Source organism: Sphingomonas longa (assembly GCF_016892685.1).
Classification (GTDB): Bacteria; Pseudomonadota; Alphaproteobacteria; order Sphingomonadales; family Sphingomonadaceae; genus Sphingomonas; species Sphingomonas longa.
Genome location: NZ_JAFEMC010000001.1, coordinates 800689 through 819013, shown reverse-complemented (window position 1 = coordinate 819013; position 18325 = coordinate 800689). Strand labels below are relative to the sequence as shown.

18 protein-coding genes are annotated in these 18325 nt (G+C 67.0%); 12 read left to right on the top strand and 6 right to left on the bottom strand.

Annotated features, from left to right (window positions below):
• Window positions 1–364: 364 nt before the first annotated feature.
• The gene (gene rplL / locus ILT43_RS03945) at window positions 365–739 is read right to left on the bottom strand and encodes a 50S ribosomal protein L7/L12 (protein ID WP_204195041.1); all 375 of its coding nucleotides are present in this window, start codon (window positions 737–739) and stop codon (window positions 365–367) included.
• Window positions 740–805: 66 nt separating this feature from the next.
• Complete coding sequence (gene rplJ, locus ILT43_RS03940; protein WP_204195040.1) at window positions 806–1321, bottom strand: 50S ribosomal protein L10; 516 nt, start codon at window positions 1319–1321, stop codon at window positions 806–808.
• A 324-nt stretch (window positions 1322–1645) separates the two neighbouring features.
• Between rplJ and ILT43_RS03935 the strand changes: the two genes are divergently transcribed.
• From ILT43_RS03935 to ILT43_RS03920, 4 genes are read left to right on the top strand one after another with little or no spacing between them, the layout of a single operon-like run.
• Window positions 1646–2353 (top strand): CoA transferase subunit A, encoded by a 708-nt coding sequence (locus ILT43_RS03935; RefSeq protein ID WP_204195039.1) that lies wholly within the window; start codon window positions 1646–1648, stop codon window positions 2351–2353.
• Window positions 2350–2667: a DUF5076 domain-containing protein gene (locus ILT43_RS03930; RefSeq protein ID WP_204195038.1), complete on the top strand. Its 318-nt coding sequence runs from the start codon at window positions 2350–2352 to the stop codon at window positions 2665–2667. The genes ILT43_RS03935 and ILT43_RS03930 overlap by 4 nt, the downstream gene beginning before the upstream one ends.
• Window positions 2667–3317 carry a CoA transferase subunit B gene (locus tag ILT43_RS03925; RefSeq protein WP_204195037.1) on the top strand — a complete coding sequence of 217 codons (651 nt, stop codon included), beginning with the start codon at window positions 2667–2669 and terminating at the stop codon, window positions 3315–3317. The genes ILT43_RS03930 and ILT43_RS03925 overlap by 1 nt, the downstream gene beginning before the upstream one ends.
• Window positions 3314–4000 carry a glutathione S-transferase N-terminal domain-containing protein gene (locus tag ILT43_RS03920; protein ID WP_204195036.1) on the top strand — a complete coding sequence of 229 codons (687 nt, stop codon included), beginning with the start codon at window positions 3314–3316 and terminating at the stop codon, window positions 3998–4000. The genes ILT43_RS03925 and ILT43_RS03920 overlap by 4 nt, the downstream gene beginning before the upstream one ends.
• Here the strand turns inward: ILT43_RS03920 and ILT43_RS03915 are convergent.
• Window positions 3985–5280 carry an MFS transporter gene (locus tag ILT43_RS03915; RefSeq protein ID WP_204195035.1) on the bottom strand — a complete coding sequence of 432 codons (1296 nt, stop codon included), beginning with the start codon at window positions 5278–5280 and terminating at the stop codon, window positions 3985–3987. The genes ILT43_RS03920 and ILT43_RS03915 overlap by 16 nt on opposite strands.
• A gap of 137 nt (window positions 5281–5417) precedes the next feature.
• On the opposite strand from ILT43_RS03915, the gene leuC reads away from it, so the two are divergent.
• The 3 genes from leuC (at window position 5418) to ILT43_RS03900 (ending at window position 8596) form a co-directional block, all read left to right on the top strand.
• The gene (gene leuC / locus ILT43_RS03910; protein ID WP_204195034.1) at window positions 5418–6881 is read left to right on the top strand and encodes a 3-isopropylmalate dehydratase large subunit; all 1464 of its coding nucleotides are present in this window, start codon (window positions 5418–5420) and stop codon (window positions 6879–6881) included.
• A 100-nt stretch (window positions 6882–6981) separates the two neighbouring features.
• Complete coding sequence (gene leuD / locus ILT43_RS03905; RefSeq protein ID WP_204195033.1) at window positions 6982–7611, top strand: 3-isopropylmalate dehydratase small subunit; 630 nt, start codon at window positions 6982–6984, stop codon at window positions 7609–7611.
• The gene (locus ILT43_RS03900; protein WP_204195032.1) at window positions 7574–8596 is read left to right on the top strand and encodes an NADPH:quinone oxidoreductase family protein; all 1023 of its coding nucleotides are present in this window, start codon (window positions 7574–7576) and stop codon (window positions 8594–8596) included. The genes leuD and ILT43_RS03900 overlap by 38 nt, the downstream gene beginning before the upstream one ends.
• Before the next feature lie 112 nt (window positions 8597–8708).
• Here the strand turns inward: ILT43_RS03900 and ILT43_RS03895 are convergent, their stop codons facing one another.
• Both ILT43_RS03895 and sppA read right to left on the bottom strand, forming a co-directional pair.
• Window positions 8709–9269, bottom strand: a complete 561-nt coding sequence (locus tag ILT43_RS03895; RefSeq protein ID WP_204195031.1) for a GNAT family N-acetyltransferase — start codon at window positions 9267–9269, stop codon at window positions 8709–8711.
• Window positions 9266–11230: a signal peptide peptidase SppA gene (gene sppA, locus ILT43_RS03890; protein WP_204195030.1), complete on the bottom strand. Its 1965-nt coding sequence runs from the start codon at window positions 11228–11230 to the stop codon at window positions 9266–9268. The genes ILT43_RS03895 and sppA overlap by 4 nt, the downstream gene beginning before the upstream one ends.
• 285 nt (window positions 11231–11515) lie before the next feature.
• Here sppA and ILT43_RS03885 point away from each other — a divergent pair, with 285 nt between their 5' ends.
• The 4 genes from ILT43_RS03885 (at window position 11516) to ILT43_RS03870 (ending at window position 15719) form a co-directional block, all read left to right on the top strand.
• Complete coding sequence (locus tag ILT43_RS03885) at window positions 11516–12928, top strand: MATE family efflux transporter (protein ID WP_204195029.1); 1413 nt, start codon at window positions 11516–11518, stop codon at window positions 12926–12928.
• Window positions 12929–13040: 112 nt separating this feature from the next.
• Window positions 13041–13328, top strand: coding sequence for a co-chaperone GroES (groES, locus tag ILT43_RS03880; protein WP_055842436.1), 288 nt, complete (start codon window positions 13041–13043; stop codon window positions 13326–13328).
• A gap of 54 nt (window positions 13329–13382) precedes the next feature.
• Window positions 13383–15026, top strand: a complete 1644-nt coding sequence (groL, locus tag ILT43_RS03875) for a chaperonin GroEL (protein ID WP_204195028.1) — start codon at window positions 13383–13385, stop codon at window positions 15024–15026.
• Window positions 15027–15155: 129 nt separating this feature from the next.
• Window positions 15156–15719 carry a Uma2 family endonuclease gene (locus tag ILT43_RS03870; RefSeq protein WP_204195027.1) on the top strand — a complete coding sequence of 188 codons (564 nt, stop codon included), beginning with the start codon at window positions 15156–15158 and terminating at the stop codon, window positions 15717–15719.
• Window positions 15720–15722: 3 nt separating this feature from the next.
• On the opposite strand, the gene ILT43_RS03865 is transcribed toward ILT43_RS03870, so the two are convergent.
• Window positions 15723–16772 carry a mannose-1-phosphate guanylyltransferase/mannose-6-phosphate isomerase gene (locus ILT43_RS03865; RefSeq protein WP_204195026.1) on the bottom strand — a complete coding sequence of 350 codons (1050 nt, stop codon included), beginning with the start codon at window positions 16770–16772 and terminating at the stop codon, window positions 15723–15725.
• A 149-nt stretch (window positions 16773–16921) separates the two neighbouring features.
• On the opposite strand from ILT43_RS03865, the gene ILT43_RS03860 reads away from it, so the two are divergent.
• Window positions 16922–18310: a TIGR03013 family XrtA/PEP-CTERM system glycosyltransferase gene (locus tag ILT43_RS03860; RefSeq protein ID WP_204195025.1), complete on the top strand. Its 1389-nt coding sequence runs from the start codon at window positions 16922–16924 to the stop codon at window positions 18308–18310.
• Window positions 18311–18325 lie beyond the last annotated feature (15 nt).

Below are 18325 nucleotides of genomic sequence, written 5' to 3'. Positions count from 1 at the left end.
GGTTTGGGGCGGCGATAGCAGCGGTGCCGGTAGGAAGGAAGGGCTTGTCCGGGCCATTGCTGCGTACGTTAGGCAGTTTTGCGAGTGAAGGGGGTGATGATCCACCGTCATCTCGACGGAAGCCGGCATTCTGGGTTGAGGGGGTAGTCCGGCTGCACGACAGCCCGGCGGACGATTTGGTTTGCGCAGTGGGTGTCAGAACGTCCGATCGCTACAACGAAAAGGGGCGGCCCCTTGCGGAGCCGCCCCTTTTGTCAGTCGCTGGGCCGGTGGTCGACATGGGCGAAGCCCATGTCGTCTGACAGCGTTGTGTGCCGCCGGCCGGCCTCGAACGGGGCGGCAGTACGCCACCCCGCTGTGCGGCTTACTTGACGTCGACGGTCGCGCCGGCGGCCTCGAGCTGAGCCTTCAGCTTCGCGGCCTCGTCCTTGTTCACGCCTTCCTTGACGGCCTTCGGCGCGCCCTCGACGAGAGCCTTCGCTTCGGTCAGGCCCAGGCCGGTGATCGCGCGGACTTCCTTGATGACGTTGATCTTCTTGCCACCGTCGCCGGTCAGGATCACGTCGAACTCGGTCTGCTCTTCAGCGGCCGGTGCGGCTGCGCCGCCGGCTGCTGCCGGTGCTGCGACCGCTGCTGCGGCCGAAACGCCCCACTTCTCTTCGAGCAGCTTCGACAGCTCGGCTGCTTCCAGGACGGTCAGTTCGCTCAGGCTCTCAACAAGCGCGTTCAGGTCTGCCATGTGTATTCTCCATGCGGGGGCATCGGCCCCCAAAGTACGATTGAAACCAGGAAATGCGTCGACGGCTTACGCCGCCTCCTTCTCCGCATAGGCGGACAGCACGCGTGCGATCTGTGCCGCGGGAGCCTGCGTGATCGTTGCCAGCTTCGTGGCGGGTGCCACGATGAGGCCGACGATCTTGGCACGCAGTTCGTCCAGCGACGGCAGCGTGGCGAGTGCCTGAACGCCCGCGAGGTCGAGGGGCGTCGAGCCCATCGCACCGCCCACGATTTCGAACTTGTCGTTCGTCTTCGCGAAGTCGACCGCAACCTTGGCTGCGGCGACCGGGTCGATCGAGGAAGCGAGAGCGACGGGGCCGGTCAGCATATCGCCGATCGATCCATAGTCGGTCCCGTCGAGCGCGATCCTGGCAAGCTTGTTCTTCGAGACCTTGTAGGTCGCGCCGGCGTCCCGCATCTTGTTCCGCAACACAGTGGACTGTGCGACGGTCATGCCGAGGTTGCGGGTCACGACGACCACGCCGACTTCGGCAAAGTTACGGTTCAACTCGGCGACGGCCGCGGCCTTTTCAGTCCGATCCATGCCATTCTCCACGTTTGGACATGCCCCGAGGGCCATGTCCGGTTACCACCGGCACGCGACGCGCACCGGCTTGTCCAGTCGACGAGGGAATGGGGGACCGGCCGCATGGAAAAGCGGCAGGAAAAAACCTATCCCCGTCTCGGCAGGGCATTAAGCCGGGCAAATCCCCGGCACCTGCTGTCTAGGACGGAATCCGGCGGGCGAACCTGCCGGATGCGGGGGTGCCACTAACGGTTTGCGGGCCAAAGTCAATGCGCCATCCCGCGTTGACCAGCGGCGGGGGTGCCGCCTATCGCTCCCGCCCAGGATCAGGAGGATTGCGGGATGCGGAAGCTTTATCCGGATGCGGGCGCGGCGCTGGAGGGATTGCTCCACGACGGCATGACGATCTGCGCCGGCGGGTTCGGCCTGTGCGGTATCCCCGAACGGCTGATCGACGCGATCCAGGCGTCGGGCGTGAAGGACCTGACGATCGCCAGCAACAATGCCGGGATCGACAATGAGGGTCTCGGCAAGCTGCTGCGATCGCGGCAGGTGAAGAAGATGATCTCCAGTTATGTCGGCGAGAACAAGGAGTTCGAGCGCCAGTATCTGAGCGGCGAGCTGGAGGTGGAATTCTGCCCGCAAGGGACGCTGGCGGAGCGGTGTCGCGCGGGCGGCGCGGGCATCCCGGGCTTCTACACCAAGACCGGCGTCGGCACGCAGGTCGCCGAGGGCAAGGAGGTCAAGACGTTCGACGGCCAGGATTACATCCTGGAACGCGGCATCCGCGCCGACCTGTCGATCATCAAGGGGTGGAAGGCGGACGAGACGGGCAACCTCATCTTCCGCAAGACCGCGCGCAACTTCAATCACCCGATGGCCACCGCCGGCCGCATCTGCGTCGCGGAGGTCGAGGAGGTGGTGCCGGTCGGCTCGCTTGATCCCGATGCGATCCACCTGCCGGGCATCTATGTGAAGCGGATGATCGTCGGCGCACCCTACGACAAGAAGATCGAGTTCCGCCTGACCCGCCCGCGCGAGGCAGCGTGAGTACGCCCGCGCATGCCGGCGAAATCTCGCTGGACGAGGGCGATGTGCTGACCGCCGACGCCGCGGAGGTGGCGCGCATCTGGATCACGAACAATGGCGGCGCGAGCGTGTGGATCGCCGCGCATCTGCTGGAGGACCCGACCGTGTTCGGATATCTGATGGCGGACACGATCCGCCACGCCGCGCGTGCCTATGCCGGCACGTGGGCGATCGGCGAGGATGCCGCGCTACAGGCAATCGTCGACGGGCTGGGGCGGCAGTTGCGCGAGCAGTTCGGCGAGATCGAAACCATCCAGGAAGGGAAGCTGAACTGATGTCCGAGGACGTGAAGGGCTGGACCCGCGACCAGATGGCTGCCCGCGCTGCGCAGGAGTTGGAGGACGGGTTCTACGTCAATCTCGGGATCGGCATCCCCACGCTGGTCGCGAACAACATTCCGCCCGGCATGACGGTGACGCTCCAGTCGGAGAACGGGATGCTCGGCATCGGTCCGTTTCCGTACGAGGGCGAGGAGGACCCGGACCTCATCAACGCCGGCAAGCAGACGATCAGCGAATTGCCGTCGTCGGTCTATTTCAGCAGCGCCGACAGCTTCGCGATGATCCGCGGCGGCCATATCGACCTGACCGTGCTGGGCGCGATGGAGGTCAGCCAGGACGGCGACATCGCCAACTGGATGATCCCCGGTAAGATGATCAAGGGCATGGGCGGGGCGATGGACCTCGTCGCGGGCGTGAAGAAGATCATCGTCGTGATGGAGCATACGTCGAAGAACGGCGATCCGAAGTTCATCCCGGCCTGCACGCTGCCGCTGACGGGGAAGAACGTCGTCGACATGATCGTCACCGATCTCGCGGTGTTCCAGCGTCCGGACCACGATAATCCGTTCCGCTTGATCGAGTGTGCGCCGGGCGTCACCGCCGACGAGGTACGGACGAAGACTACGGCAGCGTACACGGCGTGAGCTACACGCTCGTTACCGCGAACCGGAATTATTCGAGCTGGTCGCTGCGCCCGTGGCTGCTGATGCGTGCTCTCGACATTCCGTTCGCGGATCGGATCGAGCAGTTCGGGGCACCGGAGAACTACGCGGCGTTCCGCGCCTTTTCGCCGACCGGTCGGGTGCCGGTGCTGATCGACGGCGAGCGGACGGTGTGGGACTCGCTTGGTATCGTCCTGTATCTGGCGGAGCGGCACGAGGGCGTCTGGCCGCGTGACGAAGCTGCCCGCGCGTGGGCGATGAGCGCGGTGGCGGAGATGCACGGCGGGTTCTCGGCGTTGCGCAACGAGCGGACGATGAACGTCGGCGTCCGCGTCGCGGCGATACCGGGATCGGCGGCGCTGACGCGGGATGTGGCACGCATTGTCGAGCTCTGGGCCGAGGGGCTGTCGCGGTTCAGCGGGCCGTGGCTGGCAGGGCCGGCGTTCACCGCCGCGGACGCGTTCTACGCGCCGGTTGCCTACCGCGTCCGCACCTATGGCATCGATGTCGGTGCTGCGGGGCAGGCGTGGGTGGAGCGCCTGCTCGATCACCCCGCTGCGCGCGAATGGGAGGCCGCGGCCCTGGCCGAAAGCTGGCGAGAAGCCGGGCACGAGGCGGAGCTGCATGCGTGCGGTACGGTGACCGAGGATCACCGCACCGGCTGAGGCCCTAACCCTTCGCTCGTCTCCGGCATCTTCAGCGCTACCAGCGCGAGGCCCCCGGCGGCGATCACCGCCAGCGTCAGGAAGGCGGCGGAGTATCCGCCCCACACGATCACCGCACCCGCCAGCGTAGTGCTGAACGCGCCGCCGAGGCCCTGCACGGTCGCAACCGCGCCCTGTGCGACGTTGAACCGCCCGGTCCCGCGGGTGATCGCCGCAACTATGACGGGCAGCAATGCGCCGAAAATACCGGCACCGACGCCGTCCAGCAACTGCACGAACAACAGCCACCCCGGCGCATTTGACAGCGTGTAGAGCACGCCGCGCAGCGCCAGCACCGCCAGCCCGACGAGCAGCACGGGTCGATGTCCCCAACGGTCGGCGAACTTCCCCATCAGGATCGCGACCGGCACCATCACCAATTGCGCGCCGACGATGCAGGCCGCGACCAGCGACGTCGCCTGCGCGCTGCCGACTTCGCGGGCCAGCAACTGTCCGACCGAGGGCAGCATCGCCGCGTTCGACAGGTGGAACAGGAAACACGTGATCGCGAAGATGCCCAGCGCGGGTGTGCCGATCAGCAACTGGCGGAGCGACTGCGGCGGCCGCGCGTCGTCCTGAACCTCGTCATCCCCGCACCCACGGGCGGCGGCGTGGTCGATCGCGGTGCCGTCGAGCCGCAGGATCGCCGCGATGCTGAGCGCCGCGAGTCCGCCCATCAGCCAGAACACGACGACCGGCCCGAACTTCCACGCCAGCAGACCAGCCAGCGCGGCGGCGACGGCATTGCCGGCGTGATTGAAAGCTTCGTTACGGCCGACGCGCCGGGTGAAGGCGCGGGGACCGACGATGCCGAGCGACACGGCCGCGATGCCGGGCGCGAAGACCGCCGCCGCGGCGGCCGCCAGCGACTGCGTCGCCGTGACGGCTGCGAAGCCGCCGACGAACGGCAGCGACACCGACGCCAGCGTCACCAGCACCGCCGCCGTCACCAGCACGGCGCGTTTCGCGTGGACGCGGTCGATCAGCGCACCCGCAGGGGTGGTCGCGAGCAGGCCGGCGATCCCGGCGATCGTCATGACCAGCCCGGCCGTCGCTTCGTTCCAGCCATGCGTCGGTCCGCGCACCGCGACGAGATAGATGGCGAGGTAAGGACCCAGCCCGTCGCGAACGTCGGCCAGGAACAGGTTCATCGCGTCCAGCGCGCGACCGTTACGATCCTGTCCGTCCTTGCGTCCGCCACCCTCGCGGCCGGAGGGATGGGCGACTGCCATCGTGGTCATCGGGTCGGTCGCCTGATGGAGGGATATGTCGGCGGCAACGACGCTTCTTCATGAAAGTTGCTGTTGATGGTGACGAGGGACAACTAAACTGCATCGGCCTTGGCGACCCGGCCGGTTTGCGTTAACGCCGCGCGATCATGGCCAGCCGTCCGCTCACTTTGTACGAGAAGATCTGGGCCGCGCATGTCGTCGAACGGCGCGACGACGGCACGTGTCTGATTTATATCGACCGTCACCTCGTTCACGAGGTCACCAGCCCGCAGGCGTTCGAGGGGCTTCGCGTCGCTGGTCGCCGCGTGCGCCGGCCGGAACTGACGCTGGCGGTGCCAGACCATAATCTGCCGACGACGCCGCGCATCGGGCCGGATGGGCGTCTGTTGCCGATCGCCGATCCCGAAAGCGCGCAGCAACTGGACGCCTTGCGCCGCAACACCGCGGAATTCGGCATCGACTATATCGACGCGACCGCGGCGGAGCAGGGGATCGTCCACGTCGTCGGGCCCGAAATGGGCTTTACGCTGCCCGGTACGACGCTGGTGTGCGGCGACAGTCACACCTCCGCGCACGGGGCGCTCGGTGCGCTGGCGTTCGGGATCGGCACGTCGGAGGTGGAGCATGTGCTCGCCACGCAGACGCTGCTGCTGCAACAATCGAAGACGATGGAAATCCGCGTCGACGGCTCGCTTGGCTTCGGCGTCAGTCCCAAGGACGTGATCCTCGCCATCATCGGCCGCATCGGCGCGGCGGGCGGCACCGGCTATGTCGTCGAATATACCGGCGAGGTCGTGCGTGCGATGTCGATCGAGGGCAGGCTGACGATGGCCAATATGTCGATCGAGGGTGGCGCGCGCGCCGGCCTCGTCGCGCCGGACGAGACGACCTTCGCCTATCTGAAGGGGCGGCCGATGGCGCCCGAGGGTGCGGATTGGGACAAGGCGGTCGCGTGGTGGCGGACGCTGCCGTCCGATCCGGGCGCAGCGTATGACCGAACCGTGACACTGGACGCGACCAATATCGCACCGTCGCTGACTTGGGGCACCAGTCCCGAGGATGTCGTCGCGATCACCGGGATCGTCCCCGATCCGGACAGCTTCGCCGACCCGGCCAAGCGCGATGCGGCGCGCAAGTCGCTCCATTATATGGGTCTCGCACCCGGTACGGCGATGCAGGACGTCGGCGTCCAGCACGTCTTCATCGGCAGCTGCACCAACAGCCGGATCGAGGATCTGCGCGCCGCCGCCGCCGTCGCGCAGGGGCGCCGCGTCGCGGACGGCGTCCGCGCGATGGTTGTGCCGGGGTCCGGTCTGGTCAAGCGTCAGGCGGAGGCCGAGGGCCTCGACCGGATCTTCGTCGGCGCGGGGTTCGAGTGGCGGGAGCCGGGCTGTTCGATGTGCCTGGCGATGAACCCGGACAAGGTGCCGCCGGGCGAACGCTGCGCCTCGACCTCCAACCGCAATTTCGTCGGGCGGCAGGGGCCGGGTGCGCGCACCCATCTGTTGTCGCCGGCGATGGCGGCGGCGGCGGCGGTCACGGGGCGATTGGCGGACGTGCGCGACCTGATGCCGCGTGATAACAATGATTTCGGGGGAGTGATGTCATGAAGAAGGTTCTCGTATTATTGGTCGTCGGCACGCTGGTCAGCGGCTTCGCCGCCTATGGTGCCAGCATCGCTCGCCCCGCAGCGGCGCAGCGCGACCGCTGATGCAGGCGGTCACCAGCGTTTCGGGGCGCGCCTATCCTTGGGGTGCGAAGAACGTCGACACCGACGTCATCATCCCGGCGCACTGGTTGAAGACCATCTCGCGCGTCGGGCTCGGCCGTGGCGCGTTCGAGACGGTGCGCGCGCAGCCGGGCAATCTGTTCGATGATCCGCGTTATGCCGGCGCCCCGATCCTGATCGCCGGCGACAATTTCGGCTGCGGGTCCAGCCGCGAGCATGCGGCGTGGGCCTTGGCCGACATGGGCGTTACAGCCGTGATCGCGCCCAGTTTCTCGGACATCTTTTCGGGCAACGCGGTCAAGAACGGCATCGTGCCGGTGGTGCTGCCGCAAGAGGCGATCGATCGCCTGCTGGAGACCGCCGTCGATCAGGACGTGACCGTCGATCTGGAGACGATGACCGTCACCACGCCGTATCAGGATCGCTTTTCCTTCGACCTCGACCCGTTCCGTCGCCGCTGCCTGATGGAGGGGCTGGACGAGATCGGCCTGACACTGGCAAGAGATACCCAGATTTCGAATTTCGAAGGCGCTGCGGCGAGCACGCGCCCCTGGGTAGAGGGAAAACGCGGTTATGAAGGCATTGCTGTCGCGGGCGCCGGGCGGACCTGAAACTCTGGAACTGGCCGAGGCGCCCGATCCAGTGGCGGGTCCGGGGCAGGTCGTGATCGATATCCGCGCCTGCGCGATCAACTATCCCGACGTTCTGGTGATCGAGGACAAGTACCAGTTCAAACCTCAGCGCCCCTTCGCGCCCGGCGGCGAAATCGCTGGTACGATCTCAGGGGTGGGCGATGCCGCTGGCGACTGGCAGGTCGGCGATCGCGCGCTGGCGATGATCGGCAATGGCGGGCTGGCGGAGAAGGCGGTCGTCGATGTCGCGCGCCTGTATCGCTTGCCCGAGGGACGGAGCTTCGCGGAGGGGTCGGCGCTGCTGCTCACCTATGCAACGACGATCCATGCCTTGCTCGATCGGGGCCGGTTGCAAGCGGGTCAGACCCTGCTGGTGCTGGGGGCCGCGGGCGGCGTCGGGCTGGCGGCGATCGAACTGGGCAAAGCGTTCGGGGCACGGGTCGTCGCGGCGGTTTCGTCGGAGGAGAAGGCGGAGGCCGCGCGGACGGCCGGTGCCGACGAGGTGCTGATCTATCCGCGCGCGCCGTTCGACAAGGATCAGTCGAAGGCATTGGCGGAGCAGTTCAAGGCGGCAGTGGGCAAGGATGGCGCGGACGTGATCTACGATCCGGTCGGCGGCGACTATGCCGAACCGGCGTTGCGGTCGATCGCGTGGGAGGGGCGGTATCTGGTCGTCGGCTTCCCCGCGGGCATCCCTAAATTGCCGCTGAACCTGACGCTGCTGAAGAGCTGCGACGTGTGCGGCGTGTTCTGGGGCGCGTTCGCCGCGCGCGATCCGGCCGCCAATGCGGCGCATGTCGCGACGCTGTTCCAGCTGTGGGGAGAGGGCCGCATTTCGCCCCGCGTGACCGAGACGTTTCCCTTGGCGCGTGGCGGAGACGCGATCGCAAAGATGGCCGCTCGCGGTGCGATCGGGAAGCTGGTGGTCGAGGTGGGAGCGGACACGACGGATCTATCGATTTAGCGCCGTGACCTCTTCGTGTTTGTTTCCGCGCAGGCGGGAACCCCGTAGCCCAGCGGACTGCGGCTGATCGAAGATATACCGGGCTCCCGCCTTCGCGGACGCACGGCGGCGGTTAGACCCGCACCACGCCGACATCCGCGAACGGCCGCGGCTCGGCTGGAGGCTTGGTGGGCTGGGCGAGTTCGCGCTGCCAGAGGCCCACGTCCATCCACTGCCCGTGTTTGTACCCGACCTCGCGCTGCACGCCCGCGCGGCGAAAGCCCGTCGCCTCGTGCAGGCCGATCGAGGCTGTGTTGGGGAGGGCGATGCGGGCGATCGCCTGCGTGAAGCCCTGCGCCGCGAGCGTATCGACCAAGGCTTCGTACAGCAGCCTTCCCGCGCCCTGCCGCTGCGCCGCGTCGGCGACGTAGATCGTCGTCTCCACCGCCCAGCGATAGGCCGCCCGCGGATGGAACGCGGTGGCATAAGCATAGGCGAGAATGCCGGTCCCTTCCGGCCCCTGCGTCGCGACGAGCCAAGGATACAAGCCGTCGCTGGCCGCGATCCGCCGCGCCATCGTCCGGCCGTCGGGCGCTTCCTCCTCGAACGAGGCGGTGCCGACCAGCACGTGCGGCGCATAGATCGCGGCGATCGCGCCCGCGTCCGCCGCCGTCGCCGCGCGAATCGCGATCACAGGCCGAACCGCGCCAGCACCAGATCGAACAGCTTGGCATCGCTGACCGCACCCGTGCTAGGGCCGAGGCCGCCGCACTCCAGGCAGCGGGCCTGGATCGAGCCGCCGCTCGCCAGCCGCTTCATGTCGCCGAGCACCTGCCCGACGATCGCCCGCTGTTGCAGGGCGATGCGCGCGAAGGCGTCGCCGCCGCCGGTCTCGTCGTCGCGCTCGCTGTCGTTCCACGCCTGCGCCAGCTGCGCCGCCCAGCTCGGCTGCTTCTCCAGATACACGGTGTGGACCTTCGCGGGGTCGAGCTTCGCACGGCGGGCGGCTTCGGCCACCGCATCGCCCAGGCCGCCGAAGCGGTCGACCAGCCCGAGCTGGCGAGCGGTGCCGCCGTCCCAGACGCGACCCTGACCGATCTCGTCGACGCGAGCCGGCGTCATGCGACGCGCGCTCGCGACGCGACCGATGAACTCGCGATAGCCATGCTCGATGCCGGCCTGAAGGATCGTGTCGAGCATCGGCGTCGTGCCGGCAAATACGTCCGGCTGCCCGGACAGCGGTGTGGTGCGGACGCCGTCGGTGGTGACGCCGATCTTCGCCAGCGTCGCCTCGAAGGTCGGGATGATGCCGAAGATGCCGATCGACCCCGTGATCGTGTTCGGCTCGGCGAAAATCGTGTCGCCCGCAGTCGAGACCCAATAGCCGCCGGATGCCGCCAGACCGCCCATCGATACCACGATTGGAAGGCCGCGCTTCTTCGCCTCCAGCACCGCCAGTCGGATGCGCTCCGACGCCAGCGCCGACCCGCCGGGCGAGTCGACGCGCAGCACGACCGCCTTCAGTTTGTTCGTGGCGAGTCCGTCGAGCATCGCCTTGGCGATCGTGTCGCCCGCCGCCGTACCGGGGCCGCCCTCGCCGTCGACGATGTTACCCGCGACGGTCAGGATGCCGATCGCATCACCCGTCGTCGACATCGGGTTGGCCGCAACCCACGCGTCGTACCCGATATTGGCGAAGCCGATCGCGGGTTTGGTGCTGTCACCGCCGACCAACGCCGCGACGCGCTTGTTGAACGCGATCCGGTCGCCGAGCCGGTCGACAAGGCCCATCGCCACGTTCGCCTTCGCGACATCGCCACCGGTCGCGAGGACCGCCGCCTGCGGGTCCGCAAGGAAGCGCGCAACCTGCGCCTTGGGCCGGACACGCGTCACGCCCTGCACCCATTGCTCCATCAGCGATCCGTACAGCGCCTGCGAAGCGGCGCGAGCGTCGGGGCTCTGGTCGGCGCGGGTGTAAGGCTCGACGAACGATTTGTAGCGCCCAACCCGGTAGACATGCGTGTTGACGCCGAGTTTGTCGATCAGGCCCTTGTAATAGAGCTGGGTTCCGCCTGCGCCCTGGAACAGTGCGCCGCCCATCGGATCGACCCACACTTCGCTCGCGGCCGCCGCCAGACGGTAGCTGCCGTCGGTATAGGCGGTCGCATAAGCCAGTACCGGCTTGCCCGACTGGCGCACGCGCACGAGCGCATCCGCCATCTCGCCGAGCGCGGCAGGATAGGCACCTGAAAACTGGTCGAGGTCGAGCACGACGGCCTTCACCCGCGTGTCGGTACGGGCTGTGTCGATCGCGCGCAGCACGTCGCGCAGGCGGAACTGGCGGGTGGTCGCCTGACCGGACAGGGCCGCGAACGCCGCCGGCTCCTCTGGCTGCTCCACGACCGATCCGTCGAGGTCGAGCAGCAACGCACCGCTGCCGATCGCCTTCGTACCCGGCCGGGCGGTCAGCGCCGCGAACAGGACTGCGAAGAACAACAGCACCAGGATCAGGACCAGCAGGTCCTTGACCGCCACCAGCAGCTTCCACGCGCCGCGCACCAGCCGCCAGCCGCCGCGCCGCCGGCGTGGCTGACCGTCGGTGAACGAAGGGCGGCCATCGGAAAAGGACGGCTGCGGCGCGGTGGTGTCTGTCATGACTAATACGGCTAGAGGATGCGCAAGAGGCTGGCAACGGATTCGGGATCACGCGGCAAGCGAGGTCCGAGCCGGCAGAACCTCACGCTGTTGGGCCGGGCTCGTTCCGGCATTCACGTCTCCGCACGACGAGACATTGGAGGGTTCATCGCCACGGTAAATGGCGGGACACGCTCGGCATGACGACAAACATAGCAGCCGGCCGGCCTTCACGGGACGGCTCCTTGGACACCGCGGGGCCGGGCGGCATGGCGTTGGACGGCCCATCGCCCTACAGCCGCCATCATGCACGCGCCCGTCACCCGCCCCACGACTGCCGCCCCCGCGACGTGGGCGGGGGAGATGCGCGCGACGCTGGGGCTCGCCGCGCCGCTGGTGGCGGCCAACCTGTTGCAGATGGGCGTCTACGCCGTCGACGTGATCTTCGTCGCGCGGCTTGGCACGGTGGAGTTCGCGGCGGCGACGCTGGGCGTTTACCTCTACAGCATCATCTCGTTCGCGCTTTTGGGTCTGGTCGGGGCGGCGGCCCCGGTCATGGCGGCGGAACTCGGTCGCCGCCGCCATGCGGTGCGGGAGGTACGGCGGACGTTCCGGATGGCGATATGGCTGGCGGTCGCGGCGAGCGTGCCGTTCATGCTGTTGCTGGCGAACGGGGAAACGCTGTTCCGGCTGGCGCATCAGGACCCTGCGGTCGCGGTTCGTGCAGGCGCGTTCCTCGACATCCTGCTGTTCGCGATGGTCCCGTTCACCGTGTCCGTGGTGATGCGCAACGCCGCCTCCGCATTGGGGCGGCCGGGCTGGGCGATGGCGGTCACGGCGATGGCGCTAGGGCTGGGTATCCTCGGCAACTGGTTGCTGGTGTTCGGTCATGCCGGCTTTCCCGCACTGGGGCTGGAAGGATCGGCGATCGCCAGCGTCGTCACGACATGCGCGATGGCCGGTGCTTACGCGGCCATCCTGACGTTCGATCCGAAGTTGCGCCGCTATCGGCTGTTCGGCCGCTGGTGGCGGACGGAATGGTCGCGGATGGCGGAGATCGTGCGGATCGGCGTGCCGGTCGCCCTGACGATGACGTTCGAGGGCGCTCTGTTCGGCGGCGCGGCATTCCTGATGGGGCTGATCGGCGTCGTTGACGTTGCCGCGCATGCGGTCGCGCTCCAGATCGCGGCGGTGTCGTTTCAGGTGCCACTGGGGATCGCGCAGGCCGCGACGATCCGCGTCGGCATGGCCTATGGCGCGCTCGACCGGGTCTGGATCGGACGGGCGGGGGCGGCGGCGCTGGTGCTGGGCATCGGTTTCATGGCACTGACCACGGTCGGATTGTGGATCGCGCCACGGCTGGTGGTGTCCGCCTATCTCGACCTGCATGCACCGGAGAACGCGGCGGTGGTGCCGCTGGCGATCCGCTTCCTCGCGATCGCGGCGCTGTTCCAGCTGTTCGACGGGGCGCAGGTCGTCGCGGCGGGCGCGTTGCGCGGACTTCAGGATACGCGCGTGCCGATGCTGGTGGCGGCGGGCGGGTATTGGATCGTCGGGTTCGGCGTCGCGATCCTGCTCGGCTTCTACACGGACCTGCGCGGCGTCGGCATCTGGATCGGGCTGGCGAGCGGGTTGGCGGCGGTCGCCGGGCTGCTGCTGTGGCGGTGGGCGGCGCGCGACGGGTTCGGTCTGACTCCGGCACCGGTCCACCGGAAATAGTTCCAACTCCCCCGTTGACGACTCATCATGTCGGGCACATATCCCCGGCGTTGGCACTCGCCCCCGGTGAGTGCCAGAAATCTGTCACACACACTGAAAAGAGGGCTCAGCGATGAACTTTCGTCCGTTGCACGACCGCGTTCTCGTCCGCCGCGTCGAGGCTGAAGAGAAGACGGCCGGCGGGATCATCATTCCCGACACCGCCAAGGAAAAGCCGCAGGAGGGCGAGGTCGTCGCCGCCGGCACCGGCACGCGCGCCGACAATGGCACGATCACCCCGCTCGACGTGAAGGCGGGCGACCGCATTTTGTTCGGCAAGTGGTCGGGCACCGAGGTCAAGGTGAACGGCGAAGACCTGCTCATCATGAAGGAATCGGACATTCTGGGTATTGTCGCCTGATCCGTCCGATCGCCTCCACTTCCTCCACTTCGATAGTTTGAAAGGGTAGCCACCATGGCAGCCAAAGACGTAAAATTCGGCCGCGACGCGCGTGAGCGCATCTTGCGCGGCGTCGATATCCTCGCCGACGCGGTGAAGGTGACGTTGGGTCCGAAGGGCCGCAACGTCGTGATCGACAAGAGCTTCGGCGCTCCCCGCATCACCAAGGACGGCGTCACCGTCGCCAAGGAGATCGAGCTGAAGGACAAGTTCGAGAACATGGGCGCGCAGATGGTGCGCGAAGTGGCCTCGAAGACCAACGACATCGCCGGTGACGGCACGACCACCGCGACCGTTCTGGCCCAGGCGATCGTCCGCGAGGGCATGAAGTCGGTCGCGGCCGGCATGAACCCGATGGATCTGAAGCGCGGCATCGACATCGCCGTCCTGAAGGTCGTCGAGGACATCAAGGCGCGCTCCAAGCCCGTCGCCGGCACCAGCGAGATCGCCCAGGTCGGCATCATCTCGGCCAACGGCGACCGTGAAGTCGGCGAGAAGATCGCGGAAGCGATGGAGAAGGTCGGCAAGGAAGGCGTGATCACCGTCGAGGAAGCGAAGGGTCTCGATTTCGAGCTCGACGTCGTCGAGGGCATGCAGTTCGACCGCGGCTACCTGTCGCCGTACTTCATCACCAACCCGGAGAAGATGACGGTCGAGCTGAACGATCCGTACATCCTGATCCACGAGAAGAAGCTGTCGAACCTGCAGGCGATGCTCCCGATCCTGGAAGCCGTCGTCCAGTCGGGTCGCCCGCTGCTGATCATCGCCGAGGACATCGAGGGCGAGGCTCTGGCCACGCTCGTCGTCAACAAGCTGCGCGGTGGCCTGAAGGTCGCAGCGGTCAAGGCTCCGGGCTTCGGTGATCGTCGCAAGGCGATGCTGGAAGACATCGCGATCCTGACCAAGGGCGAGATGATCTCGGAAGACCTCGGCATCAAGCTCGAGAACGTGACCGTCGGCATGCTCGGCACCGCCAAGCGCGTCACGATCGACAAGGACAACACCACCATCATCGACGGTGCGGGTGAAGCCGACTCGATCAAGGCACGTACCGAGGCGATCCGTGCGCAGATCGAGAACACCACCAGCGACTACGACCGTGAGAAGCTCCAGGAGCGTCTCGCCAAGCTCGCCGGCGGCGTTGCCGTGATCAAGGTCGGTGGTTCGACCGAGGTCGAGGTGAAGGAGCGCAAGGACCGCGTCGACGACGCACTGCACGCGACCCGTGCAGCCGTCGAAGAAGGCATTGTCCCCGGTGGCGGTACGGCGCTGCTGTACGCGACCAAGTCGCTCGACGGCCTGAAGGGCGTCAACGAGGACCAGACCCGCGGTATCGACATTGTCCGCAAGTCGCTGACTGCTCTGGTTCGCCAGATCGCGCAGAACGCCGGTCATGACGGTGCCGTCGTGTCGGGCAAGCTGCTCGACCAGAACGACACGTCGTTCGGTTTCAACGCGTCGACCGACACGTATGAAAACCTGGTGACCGCCGGCGTGATCGACCCGACCAAGGTCGTCCGCACCGCGCTGCAGAACGCCGCTTCGGTGGCCGGCCTGCTGATCACCACGGAAGCGACCGTGTCGGAACTGCCGGAGGACAAGGCTCCGAGCATGCCCGGCGGCGGCGGCATGGGCGGCATGGGCGGCATGGACTTCTGATTTCGGTCGGGCGGAGCCGATGGCTCCGCCCGATATGGAATCGGAATCGCTGTCCGTTTCGAAACGAAGGGCCGGGGGAGCGATCCCCCGGCCCTTTGTCCGTTTCGCTGGCCGTGATATGCAGTGTCCATGCGCCACGATCCTCTATACCAGCCGATCACGGTCGGTCAGTTCTTGGACATCGAGTTTCCTGACGGTCGCAAGTACGAGCTGGTTGACGGCGTAATCCGGATGATGACCGGCGGCACGCCGGCTCACTCACGCGTGGCCACAAACATTCTCGTCTACTTGGCGAACAAGTTACGGGGTACCGGTTGCCGGGCCTATAATTCGGACATGGCGGTCGCGGTCACGGAATCGAATTTGCGCTACCCGGATGTCAGCGTATTCTGCGGCGACCCTGCTTCATTCGAGCGAGAAGAGCAGCGGTTTTACACTGATCCGGTCGTTATCGTGGAAGTTCTGTCAACATCCACGGTCAAGATCGATGAAGGCGAAAAGCTGGCGGAGTATCGCCGCCTCCCCACCGTCGATACGATCGTACTGGTCGACCCGCATAATGAGCTCAGCCGCGTATTTCAGCGACTGGGGCCGACATCGTGGCGCGATGACCTTTTCGCGCAGCCGCACGATGTCGACTTGCCTGCCTTGAAGCTCAGCCTTCCGTTCGCCGAGATATTCGCTCGCGACTGACCCTCAGCCGCGCTTCATCGCCTCAATCAGCTTCTTGACCTCCTGGCTACGGCCGCGGGGCATGATCAGGATGTCGTTGCCGCTGGCGACCACGATCAGGTCGCTGACGCCGACCAGCGACACGCGGGCGCCGTCGCTCTGGACAAGGCAATTGCGGGTATCGATCGCCAGCACCTCGCCCCGATGGCTGTTCTCATCGGCGTCGCGCCCGCTGACCGCGTGCAGCGCGTCCCAGCTGCCGACGTCGCTCCACCCCATCGACACCGGCGCGACCGCGACGCGCTCCGCCTTTTCCATGACGGCATAATCGATCGACTCCGATGGCGACGCGGCGAACGCCTCCGCGTCGGGGTAGACCCGCACGCCGTCGTGCCGCGCCGCATCCATAGCCGCCTTCGTCGATGAGACGATGTCCGGCGCATAGATCTGGAGCGCCGCCAGATAGCGGTCCGCGCGGAACAGGAAGATACCGCCGTTCCAGGCGTGATCGCCCGACGCCAGCATCGCCTCCGCCCGGTCGAGCGGCGGCTTTTCCACGAAGCGCACGACGCGGTGAACGCCGTCCACGACCGGATCGCCGACCTGAATCCAGCCATAGCCGGTCTCCGGCGCGTCGGGAGCGATGCCGAAGGTCACCAGCCAGCCGTCATCCACAAGCGGCAGAGCGCGGGCGATCGCGGCATGGAAAGCTTCCACATCGGCGATGACGTGGTCGGACGGCATCACCAGCAGCGCATCCTCCCCACTGCTCGCGGTCAGCGCTGCCAGTGCGATCGCGGGCGCGGTATTGCGGCCGGCCGGCTCCAGGATGATTGCGGCCGGGCTGCTGCCGATCGCGGCCAATTGCGTCTCGACCTCCTCCGCATGCGCGGCGTTCGCCACCACGATCGGCGGCGCGAACTGCGCACCGACAGCGCGCTTCGCAGTCAGTTGCAGCATCGTCTCGTCGGCGGTCAGTGCGAGGAACTGCTTCGGCCGCTCCGGCCGCGACATCGGCCAGAGGCGTGTACCGGAGCCACCCGAAAGGATCACCGGGACGATAGTTCTGCTCATGTTTCCTCCTGCAAGCGCCGGCCTGTAGCGCGGACCGGCACGACACCCAAGCGCGCAAGCGAGATGCGGGTTTCAGCCTTTGTTGAGGAAAAGCTGCGAAACGTCGCGGTCGGGCACTTTCACACCTGCCCGGCGGAGTAGTTCTGGCCATGATCCGGCTGTTCAAGCATTACGTGCCGCACGTCGTCCTGCTGCTGGGGCTGGTCGATGCCGTGCTGTTGATGGCGTCGGCGGAGATCGCGTGGATCGTCCGCGCGCACCAGATCGACATGGCGGTCGACGCGGCCACCAATCGCCTGCCGCAGCTGATCAGCTTCGCGGCGGCGTTGCAGGTGTCGCTGGTGGCGGTCGGCGCCTATGGCGTCGGATCGTTCGTCTCGCTGCGGTTCGCGGCGGCGCGGCTGGCGGTCGCGATCGGGCTGGGCGTGCTGTTCCTGTCGCTGCTGTACTTTCTGGTGCCCGGCCTGACGCTGTGGCGGTCCAACCTGCTGTACGCGATGGTGATCGCGGCCGTGCTGCTGGTCGGTACCCGCGCTCTGCTGGGCGGGATACTGGGCGGCGAGACATTCAAGCGGCGGATCGTTGTCCTCGGCGCGGGTGCACGCGCGGCACGGATCAGCGCCTTGGCGGCCAAGCCCGGTGCCAATTTCGTCGTTGCAGGCTATGTCGCGATGAACGAGCCGAAGGTCGTCATGCCCGATGCGGTCGAGCGGGGCGCCATCGCCAATCTGGCCGGACACGTCGTCGACTGTCGCGCGAGCGAGGTCGTGCTGGCGCTGGAGGAACGGCGCAACGCGCTGCCTTTGCAGGATTTATTGCGGGTGAAGACGACCGGCGTGGCCGTCAGCGATATCTCCACCTTCCTGGAACGGGAGACGGGCCGGATCGACCTGAACAGCGTCAATCCGAGCTGGCTGATCTTTTCCGACGGGTTCGCATCCGGGCGGGCGCTGTCGAGTGCGGCCAAGCGCGCGTTCGACATCGTCGCCAGCCTGATGCTGCTGATCCTGACGCTGCCGATCGTCATCGTGACCGCGATCGCGATCAAGCTGGAGTCGCGGGGACCGGCTTTCTACCGGCAGCACCGCGTCGGGCTGTACAACCAGTCGTTCGAGATCCTGAAGCTGCGATCGATGCGGCAGGATGCGGAAATCGCCGGGCAGGCGGTGTGGGCAGCGGAGCGGGACCCGCGCATCACGCGCGTGGGCCGGCTGATCCGGAAGTTGCGGATCGACGAGCTGCCGCAGACGTGGACCGTGCTGAAGGGCGAGATGAGCTTCGTCGGACCGCGACCGGAGCGACCGCAATTCGTCGCCGACCTGGAGCAGCAGGTCCCATACTATGCCGAACGGCACATGGTGAAGCCGGGCATCACCGGCTGGGCGCAGATCAACTACCCGTACGGCGCATCGGTCGACGACGCCCGCCACAAGCTGGAATACGACCTGTATTACGCGAAGAATTACTCGCCTTTCCTCGACCTGCTGATCCTGCTCCAGACGCTGAAGGTCGTGCTGTGGCCGTCGGGCGCGCGGTGATTCCCATCGTTCCGA

What these genes read in the sequence shown, in the direction of transcription:
- leuC (WP_204195034.1), top strand. Translation starts at nt 5,418, where the DNA reads ATGGCCAGCCGTCCGCTCACTTTGTACGAGAAGATCTGGGCCGCGCAT.
- groES (WP_055842436.1), top strand. Translation starts at nt 13,041, where the DNA reads ATGAACTTTCGTCCGTTGCACGACCGCGTTCTCGTCCGCCGCGTCGAG.
- ILT43_RS03860 (WP_204195025.1), top strand. Translation starts at nt 16,922, where the DNA reads ATGATCCGGCTGTTCAAGCATTACGTGCCGCACGTCGTCCTGCTGCTG.
- ILT43_RS03925 (WP_204195037.1), top strand. Translation starts at nt 2,667, where the DNA reads ATGTCCGAGGACGTGAAGGGCTGGACCCGCGACCAGATGGCTGCCCGC.
- leuD (WP_204195033.1), top strand. Translation starts at nt 6,982, where the DNA reads ATGCAGGCGGTCACCAGCGTTTCGGGGCGCGCCTATCCTTGGGGTGCG.
- ILT43_RS03870 (WP_204195027.1), top strand. Translation starts at nt 15,156, where the DNA reads ATGCGCCACGATCCTCTATACCAGCCGATCACGGTCGGTCAGTTCTTG.
- rplJ (WP_204195040.1), bottom strand. Translation starts at nt 1,321, where the DNA reads ATGGATCGGACTGAAAAGGCCGCGGCCGTCGCCGAGTTGAACCGTAAC.
- ILT43_RS03935 (WP_204195039.1), top strand. Translation starts at nt 1,646, where the DNA reads ATGCGGAAGCTTTATCCGGATGCGGGCGCGGCGCTGGAGGGATTGCTC.
- ILT43_RS03865 (WP_204195026.1), bottom strand. Translation starts at nt 16,772, where the DNA reads ATGAGCAGAACTATCGTCCCGGTGATCCTTTCGGGTGGCTCCGGTACA.
- ILT43_RS03900 (WP_204195032.1), top strand. Translation starts at nt 7,574, where the DNA reads ATGAAGGCATTGCTGTCGCGGGCGCCGGGCGGACCTGAAACTCTGGAA.
- ILT43_RS03915 (WP_204195035.1), bottom strand. Translation starts at nt 5,280, where the DNA reads ATGACCACGATGGCAGTCGCCCATCCCTCCGGCCGCGAGGGTGGCGGA.
- groL (WP_204195028.1), top strand. Translation starts at nt 13,383, where the DNA reads ATGGCAGCCAAAGACGTAAAATTCGGCCGCGACGCGCGTGAGCGCATC.
- rplL (WP_204195041.1), bottom strand. Translation starts at nt 739, where the DNA reads ATGGCAGACCTGAACGCGCTTGTTGAGAGCCTGAGCGAACTGACCGTC.
- ILT43_RS03885 (WP_204195029.1), top strand. Translation starts at nt 11,516, where the DNA reads ATGCACGCGCCCGTCACCCGCCCCACGACTGCCGCCCCCGCGACGTGG.
- sppA (WP_204195030.1), bottom strand. Translation starts at nt 11,230, where the DNA reads ATGACAGACACCACCGCGCCGCAGCCGTCCTTTTCCGATGGCCGCCCT.